Annotated in this window: 26 protein-coding genes; 8 read left to right on the forward strand and 18 right to left on the reverse strand. The window is 63.1% G+C overall.

The genetic code is table 11. From position 1 onward, the window contains the following. The 5 genes from prs to AAF563_22295 all read right to left on the reverse strand — a co-directional run. Positions 1-456: ribose-phosphate diphosphokinase (gene prs, locus AAF563_22275; protein ID MEM7124020.1), on the reverse strand; the 456-nt coding region annotated here is incomplete at its 3' end. A 93-nt stretch (positions 457-549) separates the two neighbouring features. Further along, the gene (locus AAF563_22280; protein MEM7124021.1) at positions 550-1746 is read right to left on the reverse strand and encodes an MFS transporter; all 1197 of its coding nucleotides are present in this window, start codon (positions 1744-1746) and stop codon (positions 550-552) included. Then, positions 1743-2903, reverse strand: coding sequence for an MFS transporter (locus AAF563_22285; GenBank protein ID MEM7124022.1), 1161 nt, complete (start codon positions 2901-2903; stop codon positions 1743-1745). Before AAF563_22285 ends, AAF563_22280 begins: the two co-directional genes overlap by 4 nt. A gap of 181 nt (positions 2904-3084) precedes the next feature. Beyond that, a complete protein-coding gene (locus AAF563_22290) occupies positions 3085-4236 on the reverse strand; it encodes a Xaa-Pro peptidase family protein (protein ID MEM7124023.1) in 1152 nt (383 codons plus the stop codon). Positions 4237-4278: 42 nt separating this feature from the next. Next, positions 4279-5220, reverse strand: coding sequence for a calcium/sodium antiporter (locus tag AAF563_22295; GenBank protein MEM7124024.1), 942 nt, complete (start codon positions 5218-5220; stop codon positions 4279-4281). A 60-nt stretch (positions 5221-5280) separates the two neighbouring features. Between AAF563_22295 and nhaA the strand changes: the two genes are divergently transcribed. Further along, positions 5281-6492: a Na+/H+ antiporter NhaA gene (gene nhaA, locus AAF563_22300; protein ID MEM7124025.1), complete on the forward strand. Its 1212-nt coding sequence runs from the start codon at positions 5281-5283 to the stop codon at positions 6490-6492. 5 nt (positions 6493-6497) lie between these two features. Here nhaA and pgeF read toward each other — a convergent pair whose 3' ends face one another. The 3 genes from pgeF to lgt are packed head-to-tail and all read right to left on the reverse strand — an operon-like array spanning position 6498 to position 9189. After that, positions 6498-7277, reverse strand: a complete 780-nt coding sequence (gene pgeF / locus AAF563_22305) for a peptidoglycan editing factor PgeF (protein ID MEM7124026.1) — start codon at positions 7275-7277, stop codon at positions 6498-6500. Beyond that, positions 7274-8335 (reverse strand): SAM-dependent methyltransferase, encoded by a 1062-nt coding sequence (locus AAF563_22310; GenBank protein MEM7124027.1) that lies wholly within the window; start codon positions 8333-8335, stop codon positions 7274-7276. Before AAF563_22310 ends, pgeF begins: the two co-directional genes overlap by 4 nt. After that, complete coding sequence (lgt, locus tag AAF563_22315) at positions 8332-9189, reverse strand: prolipoprotein diacylglyceryl transferase (protein ID MEM7124028.1); 858 nt, start codon at positions 9187-9189, stop codon at positions 8332-8334. The genes AAF563_22310 and lgt overlap by 4 nt, the downstream gene beginning before the upstream one ends. A gap of 273 nt (positions 9190-9462) precedes the next feature. On the opposite strand from lgt, the gene AAF563_22320 reads away from it, so the two are divergent. The 6 genes from AAF563_22320 to AAF563_22345 all read left to right on the forward strand — a co-directional run bounded on the left by AAF563_22320 (position 9463) and on the right by AAF563_22345 (position 14329). Beyond that, the gene (locus AAF563_22320; protein MEM7124029.1) at positions 9463-9801 is read left to right on the forward strand and encodes an accessory factor UbiK family protein; all 339 of its coding nucleotides are present in this window, start codon (positions 9463-9465) and stop codon (positions 9799-9801) included. A gap of 112 nt (positions 9802-9913) precedes the next feature. Beyond that, a complete protein-coding gene (locus tag AAF563_22325; protein MEM7124030.1) occupies positions 9914-10420 on the forward strand; it encodes a YbjN domain-containing protein in 507 nt (168 codons plus the stop codon). Positions 10421-10424: 4 nt separating this feature from the next. Next, positions 10425-11249, forward strand: coding sequence for a pyrroline-5-carboxylate reductase (gene proC, locus AAF563_22330; protein MEM7124031.1), 825 nt, complete (start codon positions 10425-10427; stop codon positions 11247-11249). Between the two features lie 131 nt (positions 11250-11380). Further along, positions 11381-12007 (forward strand): TetR family transcriptional regulator, encoded by a 627-nt coding sequence (locus AAF563_22335; GenBank protein ID MEM7124032.1) that lies wholly within the window; start codon positions 11381-11383, stop codon positions 12005-12007. Next, a complete protein-coding gene (locus tag AAF563_22340) occupies positions 12004-12357 on the forward strand; it encodes a tRNA-binding protein (GenBank protein MEM7124033.1) in 354 nt (117 codons plus the stop codon). Before AAF563_22335 ends, AAF563_22340 begins: the two co-directional genes overlap by 4 nt. A 127-nt stretch (positions 12358-12484) precedes the next feature. Beyond that, entirely contained in the window at positions 12485-14329 is a 1845-nt protein-coding gene (locus AAF563_22345; protein MEM7124034.1) for a hypothetical protein, read from the forward strand. A gap of 5 nt (positions 14330-14334) precedes the next feature. Here AAF563_22345 and asnB read toward each other — a convergent pair whose 3' ends face one another. The 7 genes from asnB to AAF563_22380 all read right to left on the reverse strand — a co-directional run bounded on the left by asnB (position 14335) and on the right by AAF563_22380 (position 21075). Continuing rightward, the gene (asnB, locus tag AAF563_22350; protein MEM7124035.1) at positions 14335-16236 is read right to left on the reverse strand and encodes an asparagine synthase (glutamine-hydrolyzing); all 1902 of its coding nucleotides are present in this window, start codon (positions 16234-16236) and stop codon (positions 14335-14337) included. 31 nt (positions 16237-16267) lie between these two features. Then, positions 16268-17296, reverse strand: a complete 1029-nt coding sequence (locus AAF563_22355; GenBank protein ID MEM7124036.1) for a glycosyltransferase family 2 protein — start codon at positions 17294-17296, stop codon at positions 16268-16270. Positions 17297-17328: 32 nt separating this feature from the next. After that, positions 17329-17676 carry an EamA family transporter gene (locus tag AAF563_22360; GenBank protein ID MEM7124037.1) on the reverse strand — a complete coding sequence of 116 codons (348 nt, stop codon included), beginning with the start codon at positions 17674-17676 and terminating at the stop codon, positions 17329-17331. A gap of 34 nt (positions 17677-17710) precedes the next feature. Next, a complete protein-coding gene (locus AAF563_22365; protein ID MEM7124038.1) occupies positions 17711-18466 on the reverse strand; it encodes a class I SAM-dependent methyltransferase in 756 nt (251 codons plus the stop codon). Positions 18467-18566: 100 nt separating this feature from the next. Then, positions 18567-19904, reverse strand: a complete 1338-nt coding sequence (locus tag AAF563_22370; GenBank protein MEM7124039.1) for an ATP-binding protein — start codon at positions 19902-19904, stop codon at positions 18567-18569. Between the two features lie 6 nt (positions 19905-19910). Beyond that, positions 19911-20585: a response regulator gene (locus tag AAF563_22375; GenBank protein MEM7124040.1), complete on the reverse strand. Its 675-nt coding sequence runs from the start codon at positions 20583-20585 to the stop codon at positions 19911-19913. Positions 20586-20589: 4 nt separating this feature from the next. Next, on the reverse strand, positions 20590-21075 hold the full coding sequence (locus tag AAF563_22380; GenBank protein MEM7124041.1) for a MarR family transcriptional regulator: 486 nt from the start codon (positions 21073-21075) through the stop codon (positions 20590-20592). 87 nt (positions 21076-21162) lie between these two features. Between AAF563_22380 and AAF563_22385 the strand changes: the two genes are divergently transcribed. Next, entirely contained in the window at positions 21163-22056 is an 894-nt protein-coding gene (locus tag AAF563_22385; protein ID MEM7124042.1) for a branched-chain amino acid aminotransferase, read from the forward strand. Here AAF563_22385 and AAF563_22390 read toward each other — a convergent pair whose 3' ends face one another. The 3 genes from AAF563_22390 to AAF563_22400 form a co-directional block, all read right to left on the reverse strand. Beyond that, positions 22057-22401 (reverse strand): NIPSNAP family protein, encoded by a 345-nt coding sequence (locus AAF563_22390; GenBank protein MEM7124043.1) that lies wholly within the window; start codon positions 22399-22401, stop codon positions 22057-22059. Beyond that, positions 22398-23291: a DMT family transporter gene (locus tag AAF563_22395; protein ID MEM7124044.1), complete on the reverse strand. Its 894-nt coding sequence runs from the start codon at positions 23289-23291 to the stop codon at positions 22398-22400. The genes AAF563_22390 and AAF563_22395 overlap by 4 nt, the downstream gene beginning before the upstream one ends. 9 nt (positions 23292-23300) lie before the next feature. Beyond that, a partial coding sequence (locus AAF563_22400) for a serine hydrolase (GenBank protein ID MEM7124045.1) occupies positions 23301-23540 on the reverse strand: 240 nt, incomplete at its 5' end.

Here is a 23540-nt window from a genome sequence, read left to right on the forward strand (position 1 = left end):
GATGTCCTTTTCGAAATCCGGCGCGGCGTAGAGATTATCCAGCGGAATGTCGAAAAAACCCTGAATCTGGCCGGCGTGCAGGTCCATGGTCAGGACCCGGTTGGCGCCCGACATGGTGATCAGATTGGCCACCAATTTGGCGGAAATCGGCGTTCTGGAGCCGACTTTGCGGTCCTGGCGGGCATAGCCGAAATAGGGAATGACGGCGGTGATCCGGCGCGCCGAGGCGCGGCGCAGCGCATCGATGCAGATCAACAGCTCCATCAGATGGTCGTTAGCCGGATAGGATGTAGACTGAACAACAAATACATCCTGGCCGCGAACATTTTCCTGAATCTCGACGAAGATCTCCATGTCGCTGAAGCGGCGGACGCTGGCATTGGTCAGTTCGACACCCAACGAAGCGGCCATCGCTTCGGCCAGCGGCCGATTGCTGTTGCAAGCGACAAGTTTCATTTGTGCGGAGTTCGTTCGTCAGCTCGAGGCGCCGGACTCTTAGCAAAGGGGTCCAAGCGTGTAAACGCCATAACGGGGCCAGTTGGGGATGGCTCAGTCGCCTTTCAGCGTCCGCTTCCGGTTGAGGTAGCTCGCTATCGTGACGGGCAGGAAGATAAGCGTCATGACGACCAGGACGTAAGGGAAAGCCTCCAGGCCGCCGAGCGCCATGGCGGTGCCGGTTGCCGGTGGACCGACAAAGGCGCCGACATTCCACATCACGGTGAACATGGTAGAGGCGCCGGCCAGCGACGCGCCGCGGAACTGCTCGCCGATCAGCGTCAGGGCCAGGCTGTAGATCGCCCCCGACAGGCCGCCCAGGAAGAAGATATAGGGGCCGGCCCAGAACGGATCGGCCAGCGCACTCGGTATGAAGAGATAGGAGACGCACGACACGCCGACCAGGATGACGCTGAGCAAACGCCGGTCCATTCGGTCGGCGACCCAGCCTATCGGGTACTGCATGACGATGCCGCCCAGGCTCTGCAGGGTCAGGAACATGATGGCGGTATGGGCATCCAGGCCGACCACCGGCCCGTAGATCGGCAAAAATGTCCAGACGGCGCCGAAAATCAGCGCAAAACACAGGTTCAGCAACATCGGCAGCGGCGCGTGAAACAGCGAGCGGACGACCGAATGCCAGGCGTGGCCATGCGCCCCGCTGTGGTCGAGTTCGCTGGGCGGCACGCTGTCGATTGCCATGGCGATCGGGATGGTCGAAATCAGCGTCAGGCCGGCGGCCAGGACAAACGGCGTCCAGCCTTCGATGCCGACGATGGTCAGCACGGTCGGCCCGATCGCCGAGCCCAGTCCCAACGCCATGCCGTAGAGCGCCATGGTCCGCCCGCGGCTCTTTTCCTCGGCGATCTGGTTGATCCACGTTTCGCCGGCGATCCACATAATGTGGCCGAATGCGCCGACGAAAAGGCGCAGCACGAACCAGATGTCCTCGTCGGGCAGCAGCGGGCACAGCAGCAGCGCGACGATGCTCGCCAGGATCGAGACGATCATCACCCAGGCGGCGCTGAAGCGGGCCAGCAGCCAGGGCATAACGGGTGCGACGGCCAGGATCGCGATGGCCTGGGCGGCGGCGTTCCAGCCGATCGCCGATTCGCTGGCGCCCATCTCTTCGAGGCGCAGAGCGAACAGCGGCCAGGACAGGCCAAAGATCAAGGCGGTGACGGTCATGCAGGTGATGACCGCGATCATGCCGCGACGCCGTTGCGGCGGTGTCAGGACCGTATCGCTCAAGATTCGGGATGCCGGCGGCCGCGCATCGCGGCAAAGGCGATGACGACGACATAGAACGCGACAAGGGTCCAGGGCAGCGCCGAGGATCCGGCGACATCCATGGCCGCGCCGACGGCAAACGGGCCAGCCACCATGCCGACATTCCACATCACCTGGAACAGCGTGGTCGCCGAGCCCAGATCGATGCCACGGAAGCGCTCGCCCAGCAGGATCAGCCCCATTGTGTAGAGGCCCATCAAGGCGCCGCCCAGCACGAACACGTAGGGCCAGCGCAGGATCGGATCGTGCAGGGCCGTGGGCATCAACATGAACAGGACGGCCATGACGGCCATGACCAGGATGGCCAACAGGCGCCGGTTCATTTTATCGGCCAGCCAGCCGATGGGGTACTGCAGCAATCCGCCCGCGCTGAGACAAACCAGCAGCAGGAAGATGTCCTGCAGGGGCAAGCCGACATCAGGCCCGTAGATCGGCATGAAGCTCGCCAGCGAACCGAAGGTCAGGGCAACCAAAAGATTGACGACCATCGGCGTCGGCGCCCTCAAGGCCAGGCGCAGCATGGTCTGCGACGCCCGTCCATGAAACGGTGGCGCGACCTTGACGGCGGCGCCGACGGCCAAGGCGCCGGCAACGATCATCACCTCCATGATGATAAAGGGCATCCAGCCCTCATGACCGGCGAGATAGAGCACAGCGAAGCCCAGCATCGTGCCGGCGGCGCCGGAGATGCCGTAGAGCGCCAGGATCCGGCCCCGGCTCTCCTCGTCCGCCACTTCGTTGATCCAGGCCTCGCCGGCGATCCATAGGAGACCGGTGGCCGCGCCGATCAGAAGCCGCATGACAAGCCAGAACCAGGCGTTCTCGTAGAGCGGGCATAGGATCGCGAAGACGAAGGTCAGCGCCAGCATCCATAGCATCAGGACCGCCGGACCGAAGCGGCGCAATAGGGCCGGTCCGAACGGCGCGACGGCGATCAGCGAAATCGCCTGGGCGGCGGTGTTGATACCGATGACGGTCTCGGAATGGCCCATCTCGTCGAGCCGGGTGGCGAACAGCGGCAGCGATAGGCTGTAGATGGCCGACGTCACGCCCATCGCGACGATGGCGGCAAACAGGCTGCGAAAACGCGCCGGGGCTGACAGCACGATATCCGACATCGACGACCCGTCAGGGAAAGGCAGGACGTGACTTGTAGCAGGCGGCACGCTGGAACGATACGCCTGACCGCCGGGTCTCGGCATGATCGCGCCTGATCTGAACACGCTTCACATCAAGACGCAGCTTGCCATCAGACCCAGGATCAGCAGGAACACGAAGATGATCAGATGCGGCATGGCATCAGCGCCGGCATAGATCCAGGGGCGCCTTGTTGAGCGGCTCGCAGCCATCGTCCGTCACGACCACGGATTCGCCCAGCGCCATGGCGCGCCCGCTGTCGCTGTCCATCAGAATCATGTGCAGGAAGAAGGTCATGGCCGGCACGATCGCGACATCGTTGCCATGATAGAACATCGGCCAATCCATCCAGTTGGGCGGGAATGTCGAGCCCATGGAGTAGCCGCAGGCGTTCATCCGGTGCGACCGGTAGCCGTGCTCGTCCATGACGCGGGCATGGGCGTCGAAGACATCGCCCACGGTGGCGCCGGGTTTCAGCGTCGCCTCGCAGGCGGCAAGCGCTTCCTGGCAGGCACCGTGCATGGCGACGTGCTCGGGCGCGGCATCGCCAATCAGGATCGTGCACATTTGCGCCGTGTGGTAGTGGCGATAGGTCGCGGCGAACTCCAGCATCAACTGATCGTTCTGCGACAACGTCCGCCGTCCGGTGTAGTAGCGGCAAAGAAGCGCGTTCTCGCCCGAGCCGACGATCCAGTGGGCCGCGGGGTAGTCGCCACCGCCCTTGAAGACGGCGCCTTGCATGGCGGCCAGGACATCCCCTTCGAAAACGCCGGGACCGGCTATCTCGCGTGCGGCCGCGTGGGCGAGATCGCCCAGTTCCGCCGACTTTTTGACGTAGGCGAGCTCGGCCGGGCTCTTGACGATACGCAGCCGGTTGACCAGGTCGGAGGCATCCTCCAGGCGGCAGAAGCCGTCCAGCGTCGTGCGAACGCGCTCCCAACTGCGGCCGGTCAGGCCGTAGGACTCAAGCTCGATACCGAGCGTCTTGCCCTCCAGGCCCATGTCGCGAAGCAGGTCCTTAAGCTCGGCGGCCGGATCGGCGCCGGCGCGGTCGACCCAGATGCGGACATCGTCAAGTGTGGAGGTGTGGTGGGCCTGGCGCAGGTCCGGCGCGCGGGTCAACAGCACGAACCGGCCGTCGGCCGTCAGCACCATGCACTGGAAATAGACGAACCCCTGGGTGTCGTAGCCGGTCAGGTAGTACATGCTCTCCTGCCGGAACATCAGCAGGCCGTCGAGGCCGTCGCTCGCCATCTGTTCCAGCGTGCGCTTTTGACGCGCTTCATACTCAGCATGGTCGAAATGCAGGACCATCAGGCCATCCCCCAGATGTTGAAGGCCGGTCCCCGGAACGCCCTAGAAGACGTCGAACTGCCCGGCCAGATAAAGACAGTACGCTAGGACCAAGCATAGGCCGGTGATGCGGCCGATGCGATTGACATAAAGCAGCAGGACGGCCAGCGCGACGGTCATCGCGAACATGATAACGAGGTCCAGGCCGATCATCGTCTCGGCGATGCCGACATTAGTGATCAGCGCGACCACGCCCATGGCGCCCAGCAGGTTGAAGATGTTGCTGCCCAGGACATTCCCGATGGCGACAAGCGGTTCGCGCCGCCGCGCCGCCGCGGCGCAGATCGCGAGCTCGGGCAGCGACGAGCCGATGGCGACGACCGTCAGGCCAATCACCGCCTCGGGCACGCCGAGGTCATGGGCGATGCCGACGGCGCCCACGACCAGGCGATCGGCGCCGATAATCAAGAGGATCAAGCCGACGATGGCAAAGATGATGGCGTGGCTCAGCGACATCGTTTCCGGGTCGATCTCGGTATCCGCGGTCAGGTCGGCCGTGTCGGTGCGCCGCGCGCGTTTGTAGCCATAGAAGACGTAAAGGCCGAGGCACGACACCATCACCAGGCCGTGCCAGAACGTGAACTCGCCGATCAGGCCGGCGGCAACGAAAGCCGCCGTTACAAAGAGGACGAGCCACATGTCATGGTTGACCTGCGCGCGCTGGACGACAACTGGCGAAATCGCCGCGCTGACACCGACGATCAAGAGGATGTTGGCGATGTTGCTGCCGACCGCGTTGCCCAGGGCCAGCTCGGGATGACCCAGGACCGCCGACTCAACGCTAACCAGGACTTCCGGTGCCGATGTTCCGAACCCGACCAGGACAACGGCCACGATCAGCTTTGAAACGCCAAGTTTCAAAGCCAGGGCGACGCTGCCACGCACCAGGAGTTCGCCGCCCAAAAACAACAAAATCAGGCCGACGAAGACGAACAAGTATGACATAGAGTTCCAATCGGAAGCCGGGTTACCTATAGCTAGAACGGCAAAGGGTGATTTGAAGAGATGGCGATACCTACGTTGCGTGATTTTCTAAAGCTGGAGAGTGCCGCGGGCATAATCCTGATGGCTGCCGCGGTGTTGGCTATTCTCGTCGAAAACGTCGGACTTTCGCACATTTATGACCTGCTTTTGACCACTCCGGTGGTTGTTTCGGTCGGAACGTTGGATATCTCCAAGCCGCTCCTGCTTTGGGTCAACGACGGCCTGATGGCGGTTTTCTTCTTTCTGGTCGGCCTGGAACTGAAGCGCGAGGTCATGGAAGGCGATCTGTCGTCGCGCGATCAGATCATTCTGCCCGGTGTCGCCGCGATCGGCGGCATGGCGGCGCCCGCCCTGGTTTACACCATCTTCAACATCGATGATGCCGAGGCGATGCGCGGCTGGGCCATCCCGGCGGCGACCGACATTGCGTTCGCGCTGGGTATCCTGGCGCTGTTGGGAAGTCGCGCGCCCGTAACGCTGAAGATCTTCCTGACGGCTCTGGCCATCCTGGACGATCTTGGCGCCATCGTCGTCATCGCGATCTTCTACACCGCCGATCTCTCTGTGTTGTCGCTCGCCATCTCGGCGGTCGGCTTGATCGGCCTGGTCGTCTTGAACCTTTTGGGTGTGACACGTCTGACGCCCTACATGCTGATCGGTCTTTTCGTGTGGGTCTGCGTTTTGAAGTCCGGGGTCCACGCGACGCTGGCCGGTGTCGCGCTGGCCATGGCCATTCCGCTCAAGGCCCAGGATGATCAGGGCCGCTCGCCGCTGCGCCGGCTGGAGCACGGGCTTCACCCCTGGGTGGCTTTCGGCATTTTGCCGATATTCGGTTTCGCCAATGCCGGACTTTATCTGGGCGACGTCAGTGTCGAAGCCATGCTGGCGCCGATTCCTCTCGGCATCGCGCTCGGCTTGTTTGTCGGCAAGCAGATCGGTGTTTTCGGTGGCGCCTGGCTGATCATCAAGCTGGGTGTTGCGCGCCTGCCGGATGGGTGCAACTGGCCCATGATGTATGGAGTCTGTCTGCTTACCGGTGTCGGCTTTACCATGAGCCTTTTCATCGGCGGCTTGGCGTTCAGTGACGTCGCCCATGTCAACATGGTGAAGCTCGGGGTGATGCTGGGTTCGCTGCTGTCCGGCACGGTCGGCTACGCAGTGCTGCACTTTGCCGTCCGGGGTCGCCGTCCGCCGGTCACCCAAGCCGATCCCGAGCCGTCCGCCCCCTACTAGCACCGTCACGGTGCCACCGTGTCGCTCGGCGCAAGAGCGATTGCCGCGACCTGACGGCCGTAGTCGGGCTCTCGTTGATGGACGCTGCGGCGGTAACTGAAAAAGTCATCGCTTTCGGCGCAGGTATCGTGACCGGTCCAGCTTGCCGAGCGCAGGCCTAGCAGGGAAAGCCTGGCCAGCAGGTAGCCCGGCAGGTCGAACATGGCATGGCCGGCACGCTCGGATTCGGTGAAGAAGCGGGCATTGGCGGGACCGGCCTCGACGAAACGCTCGCGGAACTCTGGCCCGACCTCATAGGACGCGGGCGCGATGCACGGGCCGATCACCGCAGTGATGTCACCACGCTTGGCGCCCGCCGAGACCATGGTCTCGACGGTGGCCTCGGCGACGCCGGCCAGCGCGCCCTTCCAGCCAGCATGGGCCGCCCCGACCACCATGGCCTGGCGGTCGGCGAACAGTATGGGTGCGCAATCGGCGGTAAGAACGCCAAGCGCGATGCCGGGCTCGGCCGTTACCATGGCATCGGCCTTCTGGCCCGCGACATCATCGGGATCGCGCACCGTCACCACCTGATCGCTGTGGATCTGATAGAGCGTGCACAGCCGGTCGGTAGCGATGCCCAAGGCGTCGGTCACCCGGCGCCGGTTCTCGGCGACCGCGTCACGGTCGTCGTCGGAACCGAAACCGCAATTGCGCGTCGCGTAGATGCCGTCGCTGACGCCGCCGGTGCGATCGAAGAAGCCGTGACGGACGCTGCCGCCGTCAAGCGCGCTGATGGTAATCATGGCGCGCCCTCAAATCCCGCCGGCGTCACAGAGCGATCGCCGGTCAGCGCAAGGACCTTGTAGAGACGCCCCATGGCGTCACCGCCGGTGAGGCGGGCGAGCCCGGCGTCGATCTGCGTCCTTTGTTCATCATCGGCTGATTGGGCGAGGGCTGCTGCCCTGGTGTCGATGCCGAGGCGTTTGAGGAAGGCGCCTTGATCGACCGGGCCGTAACAGGGTGCGCCCGCGCTTTCGGCAGTCAGGATCAGGGCGTCGAAGTTGACGGCCGCGGCCAGGTCGGCGTCGCCGGGATCAGCGAACCGCTCGGCGTGACGGTGTTCGCGCACGGCCTGCAAGGTGTCGCCGCTGCCGGCGAAGTCGATGACCAAACCCGCGCCACTGTCGCGGACCAATCGTTCGGCCATTGACGTCATGACCGCTTGGCGTGCCGGCGAAAGTTCAGTCACGCGTCCAGCAGGGGCCAGCGACGGCAGGCCACTGACCGTCGCCGCCTCGGCCAGAAGCGGAGAGAACGCTTCGCCGTCACTTGTAATGAGGCGCTCGCGCCATCCTGACGCGGTGGCGACAAACTGGCGTACCGGCAAGGCATCGAAGAACTCGTTGGCGATGATAAAGGCGGGATAGTCATCATCGATATCGTCCAGCTCATCATGCCAATCGACCTTGTAATCGGCGAGGGTCGCACGCTGAATCTGGCGCAGATGCGGGCTGGTTTCGACCAGATGGATCGCAAAGGCATCGAGCGCGGCGGGATGCACGGCCATCGCGCGCACGGCGTCGGCCATCAAGGTGCCGCGGCCCGGTCCCAGTTCGATCAACAGGGCGCGCTTGGGCGCGCCTGCCTGCTGCCATGCATCGATACACCACAGCCCCAGCAGCTCGCCGAACATCTGACTGGTTTCCGGCGCGGTCACGAAGTCGCCCTGACGGCCAAAGGGATCGCGACGCATGTAATAGCCGAACTCGGCATGGCCCAGCGCCTCGGCCATGAAGACATCGACGCCGATCGGGCCGTCTCGGGCGATACGCTGATGCAGCATGGCCGCCAGATCGCTCACGTCTTCTTGCGCTTGGATTTTGAAGGCTTGGCCTTCGCCGGTGCTTGCTCAGCGGGCGCGACATAGGGTTTCGCCCAGATCATCAAAGCCAGGCCGATCACGATCATCGGCAACGACAGCAACTGGCCCATGGTCGCCCCGGCAAACAGGAAGCCCAGATGGGCGTCGGGCTCACGGAAGAACTCGACGATGAACCGGGATACCCCATAGCCGGCCAGGAACAGGCCGCCGATGGCGCCCGGGCGTAGCCTGAGCGACGTCGCGCGCCATGCCCAGTAGACCACGAGACCGAGCACCAGGCCCTCCAGCGCGGCTTCATAGAGTTGGCTCGGGTGCCGCGGATCCGGACCGCCGTGGGGAAAGACGAAGGCCCAGGGCACGTCGGTGACGCGGCCGAACAGCTCGCCGTTGATGAAGTTGGCGCAACGTCCCAGGAAGAGGCCGATCGGCACCACCGAGGCGACGATGTCGCCCATCGCCAGGACCGGTATCTTCTTGATCCGGGCAAAGATCGTGAACGCCAGGATGACGCCCAGAAGGCCGCCGTGGAACGCCATGCCGCCTTCCCATACGGCGAAGATCTCGCCGGGATGGTGGATGTAGTAGCCGGGCTTGTAGAACAGGACATAGCCAAGACGCCCGCCCAGAACGATGCCCAGGGTGATCCACAGCAGCAGATCGTCGATTGTCTTGCGATCGATGGCCACCGGTGAGCGGCGTGCCAGGACGATGGCATAGGCCCAGCCCAACAGGATGCCCGCGACATAGGCCAGCGCATACCAGCGGATGGCGAAGGGGCCGATCTGAACCAGCGTCGGATCGATCTCGGGAAAAGCGAGGGCAAGTGCGTGCATGAGGGTCCCGGAGGGTGTGGCGACCGGGACCTTAGAGCGGATCGTGTTGAGGTGGAACCGGTTGGCGGTTTCGCCTCAATTAGGTGAATCCGCTCGTTATCGATGTGTGGAGCAGGTCAACCCGTCTTTGAATCGTCTTGCGTGGATTTCTTGATTGGCGAATCCGCCCGGATTCGAGCGATTGGATGCCTGATTTCACCCGATCGTGACCGGACGGTTGCGGTTGTGACAGGATCGGGCCATATGACGCCCATCAAACCGGGAGAAGCCGCCATGCAAACCGACAACCGGATACTGGACGATCTCGCCCGCGTGCTGAGCGGCGCGGTGACAGCGGCGTCGGGCGTGCGCGAAGAAGTCGAGGCGCGCTTGCGTCAGCAGCTAGAAGGCGTCTTTGAGCGTATGGATCTTGTCAATCGCGAGGATTTCGAGGTCGTCCGCGACATGGCGGCTCTGGCGCGCCAGGAAAACGAACGCCTGAGCGCGCGGATCGAGGCGCTGGAGGCGCGGCTTGAGGCCCTGGAATCGTCGAAAAAGATAGGCGGGTCGGCCTCCTCCAAACGAAAGAAAACGTCCACAACGGGTACGAAAAAGGCACAGAAAGCCAGTTGATGGGATAAGAACCGTCTGGCAGGCTGACCTTTGTGTTGATGCTGCCTGACAGTGCATCCCCTTCACCTCCATCGCGGTAAGGCTTTACCGTGCCTCGGCAAGGAGAGGCGCAGTGACGGATTTGTTGGAAGAAGAGGCGAGTGGCCCGGAACAGCATCCCCTCGACATGGTCGAGCGGTTTGTCACGGCCAATGCCTGGGCGTGCGAGCGCCTGGCGGAGAACGAAATCGCCGTCGAGATCGAGGGACGCTGGTGTGCCTACCGCATGTGGTTCGGTTGGGAAGGCGAGCTTGATGCGCTGATGCTGTCCTGCGCCTTCGACCTGAAGGTGCCGGAAGAGGGGCTCCAAGAGATCTGCCGCCTGCTTGCCTATGTGAACGAACGCCTTTGGGTCGGCCATTTCGACCTCTTCAGCGGCGAGCGCGTCATCACGTATCGGCACGCGCTGCTGCTGGGCGGCCACGACATGCCGACGGACGAGCAACTGGCCGATCTCATCGACATCACGATCTCGGAATCCGAACGTTTCTACCCTGCCTTCCAATACGTGATCGGCGACGGCAAGTCCGCCGAAGAAGCCGTCAGCGCCGCCATCATCGATCCGGTCGGCGAAGCCTGACCTTATGCTGACCGATGCGTTTCCGTTGCTGCTGGTGGGTTGCGGCAAGATGGGTGGCGCCATGTTGGCGGGTTGGCTCGGCCAAGGTATCGAAGCCGACAAGATCGTCGTCGTCGAGCCCGCCGAGGCGACAGCCGAAGCTATCGCGGCCGACCACGGCGTTGCTGTCGTCGGCGACGCCGGCGATGTACCGACGGGATTCGCGCCGTCCGTCATCGTGCTTGCCGTCAAGCCGCAGGTTATGGCCGATGCGGTCGCGGGCCTAGGGCGGTTTGCCGATGCCGGCGCGCTGGTCCTTTCGATCGCCGCGGGCACGACGATTGGCGTTTTCGAGCGCGCGCTCGGCGATAGCATCGCAATCGTAAGGTTGATGCCCAACACGCCGGCGGCCGTTGGCCATGGCATCACCGCCCTTGTCGCCAATCGCCACGCTACCGACGCACAGCGTGCTGCGGCCGATGCGTTGGCCGCGACGGTCGGCGAGACTGTGTGGCTGGACGACGAAGCCCTGATGGACGCGGTCACCGGGCTTTCCGGCAGCGGCCCGGCCTATGTCTTCTTGCTGATCGAGATCCTGGCCAATGCGGGCGTCGCCAACGGACTGCCGCCCGATATCGCCGGGCGGCTGGCCAGCGCCACCGTCGAGGGCGCCGGCCAATTGGCGCGCCTGTCCGATCAGTCGCCCGAGGAGTTGCGCCGCGCGGTGACCAGCCCGGGCGGGACGACGGCCGAGGCGCTGGAGGTTCTGATGGCCGAGGACGGGCTTCAGCCCCTGTTCGACCGCGCTGTCGCCGCGGCGACCCGCCGTTCAAAGGAACTCGCCAGCTAGGGCTTGTTTGTTGGCCGGTGTGGCTCCCGCGTGATCAAGATATGATCCTGCACTTGCTCGTTGGCAAGCTTGGTCCGCCACCCTAGATTCACCCATGGGGGTCCCTGACACGACCTGTGGGAGACGTGACCATGGTGAAGAAGGCCGACGTACCGAAGACAGCGCTGGCAACGGCGCTGAACCTCGCCGCACAGCGTGGCTGGCGCGATTTGACACTCGCGGATATTGCTGCGGAGGGCGGCATGACCCTCGCCCAGGTGCACGAAGCCTATGGCTCGAAGGCGGCCATTCTCGAGGCCTTTTCCGACCAGATCGACGATGCGGTTCTGGCCGGCGACCGCGCCGATCTCGCCGCTGAGAGCGTTCGCGACCGGCTGTTCGACGTTTTGATGCGCCGTTTCGATGCGCTCGCGCCGCATAAGGACGCAGTCCGCGCGATCGTGCGCGACGGCGGCGCCGACCCTTGCGCCATGATGGGCAGTGCCTGCCGCCTAATGCGCTCCATGGGTTGGATGCTGGAGGCCGCGCGGATTGATACCTCCGGCCTGGCCGGTCGCATGCGGATCAAGGGGCTGATGGCGCTCTATGCCGATGTCATGCGCACCTGGCTCGCCGACGACAGCGAGGATATGGGCAAGACCATGGCCCTGCTCGACAAGCGGTTGGGCCAGGTCGACCGGCTATGCGCGGCGCTCTGCCGCTTTGGCTCGCGCCGTGGTGACGACCTGAAGGACGATGCCGTCGAACAACCGGCATGACGGGCGCCGCGACCGACCAGATCGGTATCGATGATTTCCTGAAGGTCGACATTCGTGTCGGCACGGTGATTGCGGTCGAGCCATTTCCAGAGGCGCGCAAGCCGGCGTTCCGGTTGCAGATCGACTTCGGTCCGGAGATCGGCGTGCGCAAGACGTCGGCCCAAGTCGTCGCCAACTACTCGCTGGACGATCTGGTCGGACGCCAGGTCGCGGCCGTGGTCAACTGTCCGCCCCGCCAGATCGGACCCATGATGTCGGAAGTGCTGACCTTGGGGTTCCCCGACGAGAACGGCGAGGTCGTGTTGGCCGCGGTCGACCGCCCGGTGCCTAATGGCGGACGGCTCTATTAGCATCGCTTCGTCTCGCCCCGCATCAGCAGGGTGCCGCGGGGTATTCCCAAGGGCGCGATGAAGGCGTAGAGACTTCTACGCTTGGCTGTGAGGTCGCCTGTTCTTGGCGCTAGGGGATTCCAGTCGCATGACCGAGAAGGTGCCTGTTTCGCGCAGCGTGTCCGCGACCGTGTTCGTGTTGCCCGGGTTGCTGGTGTTCGCCTATGACCTGTTGTTCCTGGGCCGCGGTTATCCTCTCGTCAGCTATGACTCCATCACCGGTATGTACGGTCTGGGGCTGAACTGGGTTGCCCTGGAACCTTGGCCGACGCCGCATCATCCAGCCTTCTTCATCCAGCAACTAGGGGGGCTGGCCGCGCTCATATCGGGCGTAATGGCGTCCAGCCTGCAGGCATTTGCCAACGTGACCGTCGCTATCCAGTTCGGTTTTCTGATGTTGGCGGCCTTGTGGTTCGCGCGCGAGGTCGAGCGTCTGCGATTGCCGTTGGCCGCCGTCGTTGCCGTGGCGCTCATCACCGCGACGATGCCGACGGTCATGATCATGGCGACGCACTGGGGCCACTATTATCCGATCGGCATTCTTCTGGCACCGTGTGGCCTTGCCCTTGCGGGTGTTTTTGCGCGGACCGAAAACCGGCCGGCGGACTGGTGGCTCGCCTTCGGTGGCCTCGGGTTCATCACCGCGAACTTCTATATCTGCGGCGCGATCGCGCTGCCGGCATGCCTGTTCGTGCTATGGCGCTACGTCAATTCGGGTTCGGAAGAACGGTTCGCGTGGCTCGGCCTGGCCGGTGCCGGCCAGACGCGCGGATGGCCGCTTTGGATGTTGATCGCGGCCATCATGCTGACGTTCGCCCTTTGCCTGCCGCCCATGCTCTATGTCGTGGCAGGCCCCGGCTCGGTCTATCAGATCGATTGGACATTCATGGGCCCGGTGATCGGCATCAGCGCCGTCCTCTCGATTCCGGTTGGCGCCGTGGCGTGGTTCGTCCTGTCACGCCTTCGCTCTTGGTTGCCCCTGTTTACCCAAGCGGTGTCGCCGCTGCTATGGGGCTGGTTGATCGGCGTCAACATCATGGCCGGTTTCTGGTTCATCGGTGCGATTGGCACGTTCCTGACCAAGAGTGGACTGGCGGCCACGGATTCAGCCACGCCGGACCCCCTGCCGTTCCTGCTGTCTCATCTGTGGAATTGGTGGATCGTGGCCTGCATCGGGCTTGCCCTGATCGCCATCATGGTTATTGGGCGCCGGGACCGTGCGGCGGCGATCGGTCTCTTCGCCCTGTTCGCCATCGTCATCAACGTCCTGATCGGCTGGTCCTTTATCACTGACACATCGCTGTCGCAGCTGCGCCCCGACGAGTTTGGTTTGACGCCGCGATACGTCATGACATTGCTGGCGGTTGGTCCGATCCTGATCGCGCTGATCTACCGGTGTGGACCAAGGTGGTTGGCCGGCGTGACGATCGCCGTTTCGATTGTTCTCTCAATCGGCTCCGCTGTGCAGTTCGTCAACGCGACAACCGAGGCGACCGCTCAGGCGGCCGAGGTCGACGACCAACTCGGTGCCATCATTGATCAGTATCTGGCCGCCAACCCGTCGGGACAGGTGTTGTGTCTGAACACCGAAGGGCCCGAAGTCTGCGCGACACTCTACGCTTATCATCGCTACCGAAAACCCGAGAGCTACGATCGATTGCCACCGGTCAGTCTGGAGTCAGGTCGTATTCAGTATCGGCCGCGCTGGTCGGACAACTGCTGGATCTCCGACGCTGACGATTGCTGGGGACTGGACGAGACTGCCGACGGTCGTGTCCTGGTGATCGACGGTTCCGGCATGGCGGCCGACGGTGCAAGCCCCGGTTCCCAGGTCCTTTGGCAGGGTGAGCGTTTCGGCCAGACTTACGCTGCGATAGAGCTCGACATGAATGCCGTGGCCGGCGATGCGGCGCCGAGCGAGACTGAACCTTAGCGGTCCTAGACGTTTGCCTGCGCGCTGGCATCTCGCGGCAGGGTGGCGTGACTGTCGGTAAGGGATGCGGTCTGTTGTTGCAGGACCCGCCAGCACCACAGGAACAGGCGGTGATCGGCGTGGCCTTCATGATGCGCCCGCTCAAACCTCCGCACGACATCCAGGTCAGCGCCGACGTCGACCTGCTCAACAGACGGCAAACCGCGCAGCCACGTCGTCAGCGGAATGCCGAAGCCCTTCTTCTTGCGCTGCAAAAGGGATTCAGGAACCAAGCCGCTTAGCGCTTGTTTCAGCAACCACTTGCGTTCGCCGCGCTGGTACTTGAAGCGTGTCGGCAGACGGCAGATGAAGTCGACGAGATCGGGATCGAGAAACGGCGCACGGCACTCCAGGCCATGCATCATGGAGGCGCGGTCCGTTTTGACGAGAATATCGTCGGTCAGATAGAGCCTGGTGTAGAAGGCCAAGGTCTGGTCGGTCAGATTGGCCATTGGGTTGTCGTTCCACACGGCGACGGCTTCCTCGAACAGCGTTTCAATGTCGACGGGCTCGTTGAACAGCTCGGTGATGTCTTCGGGCGACAGCGGTCCGAGCCAGCGGGGATTCCACAAGGGCCGCTCGTATGTCAGCCCGCCGAGCGCGCGCCGAATCTTGAAGTCCGCGCTGAGGTTGGAGTCGGAGCGGGGCAGAAGGTCGGCCAGACGGCGGATGGCCGAGCGGGCCTTATGCGGGACCACGGCATCGACGATCCGGGCCAGGCGAAGGCCGGTGAAGGTATCGTAGCCCGCGAACAACTCGTCGGCGCCATCGCCGCTCAGCGCGACTTTCACATGTTCGCGCGTGAAGCCGCTTAGCAGATAGGTCGGCACGAGGGACGGATCGCCTATCGGCTCGTCCAAACGGCTCGTGATCTCCGGTAGCAGACGCTGACAGGCGTCGAGGTCCAGTGTCTGCTGGTGGTGGTTCGTGCTGAAGGCGTCAGCCGCTTGTCGGGCAAACGTCGACTCATCGTAAGTCGGTTCGTCGAACCCGATGGTGAATGTCTGAATGGGCTCGGTCGATTGGCCGGCGGCGGCCATGGCCAGCACGGCACTGGAATCGACGCCGCCGGAAAGAAAGAGACCCAACGGAACATCGCTCATCAGCCGTCTCTGGACGGCCGTCTCCAGATGGCTTCGAAGCTCTTCGGCGAGGCTGCTTTCCGTGCGCGTCGCGAGCGCGGGGTCGGCATCAAGGCGAAACGTCCAATAGGCCTCGCTATCGACGCGGCGGGATTCGAGATCAACGCGCAGCCAATGGCCCGCCGGCAGTTTATGGCAATGACGGTAGAGTGCCGTTGCGCCTGGCAAAAACCCGTAGGCAAAGTACTTCTTCAGCGCCAGTCGATCGATGTCGCGACCAAACCGCGGGTGGGCCGCGACCGCCGAAAGCTCTGACGCGAACGCAAAGGTGCCGCCCTTGTCGCCGTAGAACAGCGGCTTTTCGCCAAACCGGTCGCGCGCCAGAAACAGGATGCGGTCGCGTCGGTCATAGATGGCAAAAGCGAACATGCCGTTGAGTCGCTCCGGCAGGCCGGTGCCCCACGCCCGCCAGCCATTGACCAGGACTTCAGTGTCGGAGTGACTGCTCTTGAAGCGATGACCGAGGCTTTCCAGTTCCCGACGCAGCGCGATGTGATTGTAGATCTCACCATTGAAGGTAACGATTACGTCGCCGGACATGTCGGACATCGGCTGTTGGCCGCCGGCGGCATCGATGATGGTGAGGCGCCGGTGTCCAAGGTAGATCCGATTTTGCGTATCGACAAAGTAGCCGTCGGCATCGGGGCCACGGTGCGCGAGCGCGACGGTCATCGTAGTCAGGTCGTTTTGATCGCCGTCCCCGAAGAAACCCGTGATGCCGCACATGGCGATGCCGGACCTGCGCGTGACCGCGCGCTCAGTCCGTGCGCTCCGTTCGATCGAGCATGTAGGTCAGCTTGGATTGCGCTTCGTAGTACGTTCGCACCAGGAGTTCCGCGATCAATCCAAGAAGGATCGACAACACGCCGATACTGCCGGTCGTCACGAGGAGAAGCGGCAAGGGCGTTTCGATGAACGAGACGTCTTCGGCAATCTTAAGATAGATCATGTAGGCGAGGCTGAGACCGGCGATCGCGAAACTTAGCAAAGCAAACATGCCGAACACGTAGATCGGTTTGGTTGCATAACGGTCGAGAAAGCGTATGACGCACAGATCCAGAATCACCTTCGCCACACGCTCGATACCGTAGCTCGATTTGCCGTGCCGGCGCGGGTGGTGGTTGACGGCAATCTCGGCGACGCGGCCTCCCTGCCACGATGCATAGATCGGGATGAAACGGTGCATCTCCCCGTAAAGGCGCACGCCATCCAACACCTGTCGTCGATAGGCTTTGAGCGAACATCCGTAGTCGCGCAGTTTGACGCCGGAAATCCGCGAGATCAGCCAGTTGCCGGCTCGGCTGGGTAAGGTGCGGGTGAGCGCGTTGTCCTTGCGGTCAGCGCGCCAACCGGAGACGACGTCGTAACCCTCGTCGAGCTTTTCGAGAAGTCGGGGGATATCGGCCGGATCGTTCTGGCCATCACCATCCATGGGGATCAAGATGGCGCCGGCAGCGTGGTCGATACCCGCCATCATCGCCGCCGTCTGCCCATAGTTTCGCCGCAGCGCAATAACCTGGACATGCGGGTCCTTTGCGGCCAGCTGACACAACACCGACCGACTGTCATCCGATGAGCCATCGTCGACAAAGAGGATCTCATAGGTCTGCCCGAGCACGTCGATCGTCGCGTGAAGCTTCTGATAGAGAGCCGGCAGGTTCGCTTCTTCGTTGTAGACCGGGATGATAATCGACAAGTCGATGCGTGCAGCTCCGTCGCGTGCCGCAACGCCGTCCGCTTCCCGGGACGTGACGGCCGATGGCGTTGCACTCATGGACTCAGGCATCGGATTTCACCTCAGCGCGATCGTCAGCGTGGTTAGTTCGAATAGGCGACAATCGCGATGCCGCCGGCGATCAACGCGATCCCGGCCCACCGAAGCGGGCTTATCGGTTCACCCAGGACCACGGCGGACGCGATGATGACGCCGACAAACTGCGCGACCAGAAAGGACTGCGCAACGTTCAAGGGAACGCGTTGCAAGGCCAGGGCGTAGAACACGAACGCAAGTCCGAATGCCATGAGACCTATAACAACGCGTACGTTGATCAGACCGGAAAGGTCGGTTCCGGCGATCCCGCCCGACGCAGTGCCGACGCCGGTTTTCAACAAGAGATTCGCAGCGACGGTGCAGGCGACGACCAGCACCAGAAATGTCAGGGCCATAATCTTGTGGGACCTATCGGTTTCAACCATGGGCTCAGACTGGCGCGTCGGGCGCGGGTTCGGGGCGCTGCGCGAGCACCAGGAAGGAGACGCCGAAAGGCGGACGCAGGACCGGCGCAGTCTTGATGTCGACGGTGAACACTGCAGACAGCATACGGTTCAAGACCGGCGCGTTAAGCCTGGTCTCGGGGATCGGTTTTGTCCCTGAGAGCCGTAGCAGGCGGCGCGCCACATAAATTGGAAAGAACAGCAGATAATTGAAGTAGAACGAGCGAACCGGCTTGAGCCCGGCGTCCCGGCACAGCGCGATCATGTCGTTCTTAAGGTAGCGCCGTTTGTGATGAGAGAGATCGTCCTGATGACCCCAGAGCATGCGGAATGCTGGCACGGTGATCAACGCGCACCCGCCCGGCTTAAGTACCCTGGTGATTTCCCGCATTGCGCCCACGTCATCGTCCACATGTTCAACGATATCGGTGGCCAGGACCAGATCTAGTTCGCCGTCCTCGAACGGCAGCGCGCAAACGTCGCCCAGCAGAACGCGATCAAAACCTTTGGCGGCACAGAATTCAACGGCAATCGGACTGGCATCGACGCCGCGAATTCTTGAAAAACCCAAATCGGCCAGGAGCCGCAGATTGGTGCCGGAGCTGGTGCCGATATCGACAACATCGCTGCTGTCAGTCAGATGTAAGGTATTGATCAGATTGCCAAATAGCTTACGGCGGCCGACATACCACCAGTGGTTGGCTTCAAGTTCCGCATCAGCGGCGTAGACGGATGCCTCCATCGACCTGCCTGAACCATTCTTTGACTAGTCGAAGAGTTTAAATACAGACCGCCAGTTGACCGAACAAGCGGTTTCTCCCGGCCGTCGCGCCGATGGTTCGCTACACCGGCAAAACGATTCGGGCCCTGAGGCCACCAAGCGGTGAGTCGTCCAAGGTCAACTCGCCGCCGTGACCCCTGGCGATATCGCGGGCGATGGTCAGACCCAGACCGGTGCCACCGGTCTCCGGATTGCGTGACGGATCAAGGCGGAAGAAGGCGCGGAACGCCGCTTCGCGCGACTCCCTCGGGATACCGGGACCGTCGTCGTCGATTGTGATGGTGATGGCATCGCCCGTGCGCCGTGCAGCGAAAAGGATCTGATCGGCATAGCGCTGGGCATTGTTGACAAGGTTTGTCAGGCACCGTTTAAACGCCTGCGGTCTGACCTCCACCTCCAGATCGCCATCGGTTTCCACATTCACCGTGGCGTTGTGGGTGCTCGTGGCGATCTCGCTGACCATGGCCGCGAGATCGGTGCTGGCGACCGGCTCCTCGCCCTCGCCGCGGGCGAACGCCAGATAGCCATCGACCATACGCTCCATGTCGGCGATATCGGCCTGCAGGTCGGCGGCGCCGGCCTTGTCGCTCAGCATGGCAAGTTGAAGCTTCATACGCGTCAGGGGCGTCCTGAGATCATGGCTGACGCCGGCCAGCATCTGGGTCCGCTGGGCGATCTGGCGCAGGATGCGCGCGCGCATCATCAAGAACGCGTGGGCAGCCTGACGCACCTCGCTGGCGCCCGATGGCTTCAGCTCGACGTCGGTACGGCCCTTGCCCAGGCTGTCGGCTGCCGCCGCCAACCGCCTTATCGGTCTGATCTGTTGACGCAGGAAGTAGGCCGCGATCAGCGCCAGGACGACCGACGTGCCGACCATCCAGAAGACCAGGAGATCGGTGGTCGAGCTCTCCAGACGTTTCTCGTGGACATAGATGTCCAGCACGCCGTTTTGCAGGCCGACCTTGATCAGCATCATGCGGTTGCCAGCATCGGTATCAATGATGAACGGGCGTCCGACTCGCTCGTTCAGGCTTTCGGCGAGTTGTTCTTCAAGGCCGCTGGAGCCGACCGGCGGCAGTTCTGCGGGCATCTGTTCGCCAGGCCGGAAAGAGGCCTCCATGTCCAGGTGAATTCTGCTGATGCGGTAGACGAGGCTCTGCTCGTCTTCCGCCTCGTAGGTGTTCATCATCCAGATCAGCGTCGAGATGTCGCCGGCGACGGCGGTTGTCAGACGCCGTGTCACCGTATCCCAGTGGCGTTCGTAGAAAACCAGGGCGACAACGATCTGCAGAATGATGATCGGCGTCAGCACGATCAGCAGCGAGCGTCCAAAGATGCTGCGCGGCAGGAAGCGTTTGACCGGCACGACACGGCGCGCGGCATTCAACGACATCGTCATTTGAGGTCAGGATGTTCTGAGAACATAACCCTCGCCCCAAACGGTTTGCAGGAAACGCGGCGCTCGCGGATCGTCTTCGATCTTGCGCCTAAGGCGCGTTACCTGGACGTCGATGGTGCGTTCGCCCGCACCGCTCTGCTGCGACAGCTTGAACCGCGAGAGCGTGACACCAGGCTGCATGGTGAAGACACGCAGCAGATTGGCCTCGCGCCCGGTCAGTGGCACCAGGTCGTCTCCGCGCCACAACTCCAGGCGTTCGGGGTCAAAGCTGAACGGACCGAAATCGACCGCGCCGTCGGCCTGTTCGGGTACGACCGAGCGACGCAGAATACTCTGGATGCGCAGGACCAGTTCCCGCGGCTCGAATGGCTTGGGCAGATAATCGTCGGCACCGCTCTCCAAGCCGGCGATCCGGTCGTCGGTCTCGTCCATGGCGGTCAACATCAAGATCGGCGTACCGACCGCCTTCCGGATCCGCCGGGTGAAGGCCATGCCGTCCTCGCCGGGCATCATCACGTCGACGATCAAGAGATCGAACGCCAAGCTTGCCAGCTTAGCCTCCGCGTCGGCCGCATCTTCGGCCGTGCTGACCATGAAGTTCTGATCGGCAAGGTATTTGCGCAACAGCTCCCTGAGCCTACGGTCGTCGTCGATGACCAGGATATGGGGCTGTTCGGGCATGGTTTCAGCGGTTGCGCTTCAGCCGCGCACGGTCTTCTTCATCGACCATGCCGGTCAGGACGCGCCGATAGCCCGCCACCGCATCAGCGCCGGCTTCACGGTAAGCCCGGGCGATACGTTCGCGCTGGTCTTCGCTCAAACGCCACTCCAGATCGGCGCCGGCCTGGGTCAGATGCAGCAGGCGCTGACGCCGGTCGCGGGTGCCTTGGCGCTGTTCGATGTAACCCTTCTCGATCAACTGCCGCAGTACCCGCGCTAGGCTCTGCTTGGTGATCTTCAGGATCGCAAGGAGCTCCTTCACCGTGATGCCGGGGTTGCGTCCGACGAAATAGATGACACGGTGATGGGCGCGGCCGAAGCCAAGCTCGGCCAGGATCGAATCGGGGCGCGCGGTGAAGTCGCGATAGGCAAAGAACAACATCTCCATGCCTTCGCGCAGGTCCTCATCGCGCAGAAAAAGCGGGTTAGGGCCGGAATTTAAGTCAGCCATATTGACGTATATTCCCGTTGATGCTAGTCAAGATAGCCGAATGAGGGCGACTCGGGGAAAGACCCCGTCCAATGTGAAGGAAAGATCATGGCCGATTTTGTCCCCTTTGATGACCGCGACGGCAAGATTTGGCTTGATGGCAAGCTGATCGACTGGCGCGATGCCAAGATTCATGTACTGACCCACGGGTTGCATTATGCCAGTGCCGTGTTCGAAGGCGAACGCTGCTATGGCGGCAACATTTTCAAAGTGCGCGAGCATGGCGAGCGCCTGCACGCCTCCGCCCAGATGGTCGGCTATGACATCCCGTTTTCGATCGAGGCGCTGGAAGCGGCCCGCTACGAGGTTCTGAAAGCCAATGACATCATCGACGGCTATGTCCGGCCGGTCGCATGGCGCGGCAGTGAGATGATGGGTGTCTCGGCGCAGCAGAACACGATCCATGTGGCGATCGCGGCGTGGCCGTGGCCGAGCTACTTCTCAGACGAGGCGCGCCAGCGCGGTATCAAGCTGGCGGTTTCCGACTGGCGCCGTCCGGCGCCCGACACGGCACCGACCCAGGCCAAAGCGTCCGGCCTCTACATGATCTGCACGATGTCGAAGCACAAGGCCGAGCAGGAAGGTTTCGACGACGCCTTGATGTACGACCATCGTGGCCTGATTGCCGAGGCGACCGGCGCGAACATCTTCCTGGCCCAGGAAGGCAAGCTGCACACGCCGATCCCCGATTGTTTTCTGGACGGCATCACCAGGCGCACTGTCATGGACTTGGCCCAGCGGCGTGGCATCGACGTGATCGAGCGCCATATGGGGCCGGAAGAGATCGCGAAAGCGGACGAGATCTTCCTGACCGGCACCGCGGCGGAGGTGACACCGGTCGGGCAGATCGGCGACAACCACTTCCAGGTCGGCTCGATCACCCATCAGCTGATGGATGATTATCACGCCGAGGTCCGCAAGACGCCCGCGGAAGCTGCCTGATCAGTCCAGTGCGCCGCCCAGTTCGGGTCCGTACCCGGCCGGTGCCAACACACGCGACGACACCTCGCCGACCAGATCGCCTGGCGCCGCGGCAGCCGTGTCGCGCTTGATCCGTTGCCACTCCGGGTTCGCCATGAAGGTCTTCCAGGCCTCCTGGCGCGTTGCGTCGTCGGGCCAGGCGAGGAGATAGACGAACTCAGGCCCCCTGTCGGTTTCTGCCTCCCACATGGCGAGGATGGTGAAGCCGTGGTCGGCCATCAGACGCGCGGCATGATCGCGGAAACGGGCATGGAAGGCTTCCCTTGTGTTGTCGAAGATCTCATAGATTCTGAGCTCGTGGATCATGGTGAGTGTCTTTCCATTTTTCCGGATGACGGGACCGCGCCCAGGACGAGGCCGAGGCTGACGATCCCAAGGCCGAACCATTGATGGGCGGTTGGGATTTCGCCGGTCACCGGCAGCCCGATGACCAGCGCCAGACCCGGCACCAGGGCAGGGAACAGCGCGGCTCGTTGGGGGCCCAGCCGCGCGACGGACTGCGTGAACGCGACGATGGCGACAATGCCGACCAGGATGCCGTGAACCGCGACCTGACCGAACAGCGCCGCAGGTGACAGCGTCCCGAAGGCTGCGAAGCCGCGAGCCAAGAGATAGGGCGGCACCACGCAGACGGCGGACAGGACCGATACGGCGGCGGCGGCATGAAGCGGCGGGATCTGCCAGCGCCGTTGGAGGATGGCGAAGAGGGCCCACAGAAGTGCCGCGGTGACGAACATGAGGTCGCCCAGCAGCACCCGGCCCGACAGCGACGTCAGCGAAGGCCCGAACGTCAAAGCCAGGCCACAGAGAACGATGACGATCGCCACGAACTGTCCCGGTCTAAGGCGCTCATTGAGCCACCAAAGCGACAGCGCCGTTGTGCCCACCAAGAGTGTCGCCGGCTGCAGCAGGGCGGCGTCGGCCAGGGGCGCGTGCGCGAAACCGCCGACCCCCAGCAGCAAGAAGGGCGGTCCGATCAAGAGAGCCATGACGCATGCCCGGTGCCATGGGATGCGTGTCGCGGGGGTGAGCTGGGCCATCACGAACCAGGGCGCCAGGATGGCGCCTGCGATAGCGAAACGGATGAACATGATGTCGAACGCGGTAAGGCCGGCAACGACACCGGCGCGCGCGAAGGCCAGATAGCCGCCCCAGATGACGGCGGCCAACAGCGCCCATGCCACGCCCGCCAGCATGTCGGCAGGTTAGAGTCCCAGGCCATCGTAGAGGGCTTCGAGCAACCGGACCCGCCGCGGATCGGGCCCGTCTGCCGGAACTATCATGCGGTTCATGACATAGCCGACGCCAAGCCGGTTTGCCGGATCCGCATAGGCGACGTAACCGCCCCAGCCTGAATGCCCGAAGGCGTCCCGGTGCGGGCCGAACACCTCGTCCTTGTTCAGCATGAAGCCGGCGCCATAGCGCATGGGCCAGCCGAAACCCGC

The sequence above is a fragment of the Pseudomonadota bacterium genome (genome assembly GCA_039028155.1).
GTDB lineage: Bacteria > Pseudomonadota > Alphaproteobacteria > SP197 > SP197 > JANQGO01.

What these genes read in the sequence shown, in the direction of transcription:
- AAF563_22365 (MEM7124038.1), bottom strand. Translation starts at nt 18,466, where the DNA reads ATGGAGGCATCCGTCTACGCCGCTGATGCGGAACTTGAAGCCAACCAC.
- AAF563_22370 (MEM7124039.1), bottom strand. Translation starts at nt 19,904, where the DNA reads ATGACGATGTCGTTGAATGCCGCGCGCCGTGTCGTGCCGGTCAAACGC.
- AAF563_22360 (MEM7124037.1), bottom strand. Translation starts at nt 17,676, where the DNA reads ATGGCCCTGACATTTCTGGTGCTGGTCGTCGCCTGCACCGTCGCTGCG.
- AAF563_22385 (MEM7124042.1), top strand. Translation starts at nt 21,163, where the DNA reads ATGGCCGATTTTGTCCCCTTTGATGACCGCGACGGCAAGATTTGGCTT.
- AAF563_22290 (MEM7124023.1), bottom strand. Translation starts at nt 4,236, where the DNA reads ATGGTCCTGCATTTCGACCATGCTGAGTATGAAGCGCGTCAAAAGCGC.
- AAF563_22295 (MEM7124024.1), bottom strand. Translation starts at nt 5,220, where the DNA reads ATGTCATACTTGTTCGTCTTCGTCGGCCTGATTTTGTTGTTTTTGGGC.
- AAF563_22285 (MEM7124022.1), bottom strand. Translation starts at nt 2,903, where the DNA reads ATGTCGGATATCGTGCTGTCAGCCCCGGCGCGTTTTCGCAGCCTGTTT.
- asnB (MEM7124035.1), bottom strand. Translation starts at nt 16,236, where the DNA reads ATGTGCGGCATCACGGGTTTCTTCGGGGACGGCGATCAAAACGACCTG.
- AAF563_22380 (MEM7124041.1), bottom strand. Translation starts at nt 21,075, where the DNA reads ATGGCTGACTTAAATTCCGGCCCTAACCCGCTTTTTCTGCGCGATGAG.
- AAF563_22320 (MEM7124029.1), top strand. Translation starts at nt 9,463, where the DNA reads ATGCAAACCGACAACCGGATACTGGACGATCTCGCCCGCGTGCTGAGC.
- proC (MEM7124031.1), top strand. Translation starts at nt 10,425, where the DNA reads ATGCTGACCGATGCGTTTCCGTTGCTGCTGGTGGGTTGCGGCAAGATG.
- AAF563_22340 (MEM7124033.1), top strand. Translation starts at nt 12,004, where the DNA reads ATGACGGGCGCCGCGACCGACCAGATCGGTATCGATGATTTCCTGAAG.
- pgeF (MEM7124026.1), bottom strand. Translation starts at nt 7,277, where the DNA reads ATGATTACCATCAGCGCGCTTGACGGCGGCAGCGTCCGTCACGGCTTC.
- AAF563_22375 (MEM7124040.1), bottom strand. Translation starts at nt 20,585, where the DNA reads ATGCCCGAACAGCCCCATATCCTGGTCATCGACGACGACCGTAGGCTC.
- lgt (MEM7124028.1), bottom strand. Translation starts at nt 9,189, where the DNA reads ATGCACGCACTTGCCCTCGCTTTTCCCGAGATCGATCCGACGCTGGTT.
- AAF563_22390 (MEM7124043.1), bottom strand. Translation starts at nt 22,401, where the DNA reads ATGATCCACGAGCTCAGAATCTATGAGATCTTCGACAACACAAGGGAA.
- AAF563_22335 (MEM7124032.1), top strand. Translation starts at nt 11,381, where the DNA reads ATGGTGAAGAAGGCCGACGTACCGAAGACAGCGCTGGCAACGGCGCTG.
- AAF563_22395 (MEM7124044.1), bottom strand. Translation starts at nt 23,291, where the DNA reads ATGCTGGCGGGCGTGGCATGGGCGCTGTTGGCCGCCGTCATCTGGGGC.
- AAF563_22355 (MEM7124036.1), bottom strand. Translation starts at nt 17,296, where the DNA reads ATGCCTGAGTCCATGAGTGCAACGCCATCGGCCGTCACGTCCCGGGAA.
- nhaA (MEM7124025.1), top strand. Translation starts at nt 5,281, where the DNA reads ATGGCGATACCTACGTTGCGTGATTTTCTAAAGCTGGAGAGTGCCGCG.
- AAF563_22345 (MEM7124034.1), top strand. Translation starts at nt 12,485, where the DNA reads ATGACCGAGAAGGTGCCTGTTTCGCGCAGCGTGTCCGCGACCGTGTTC.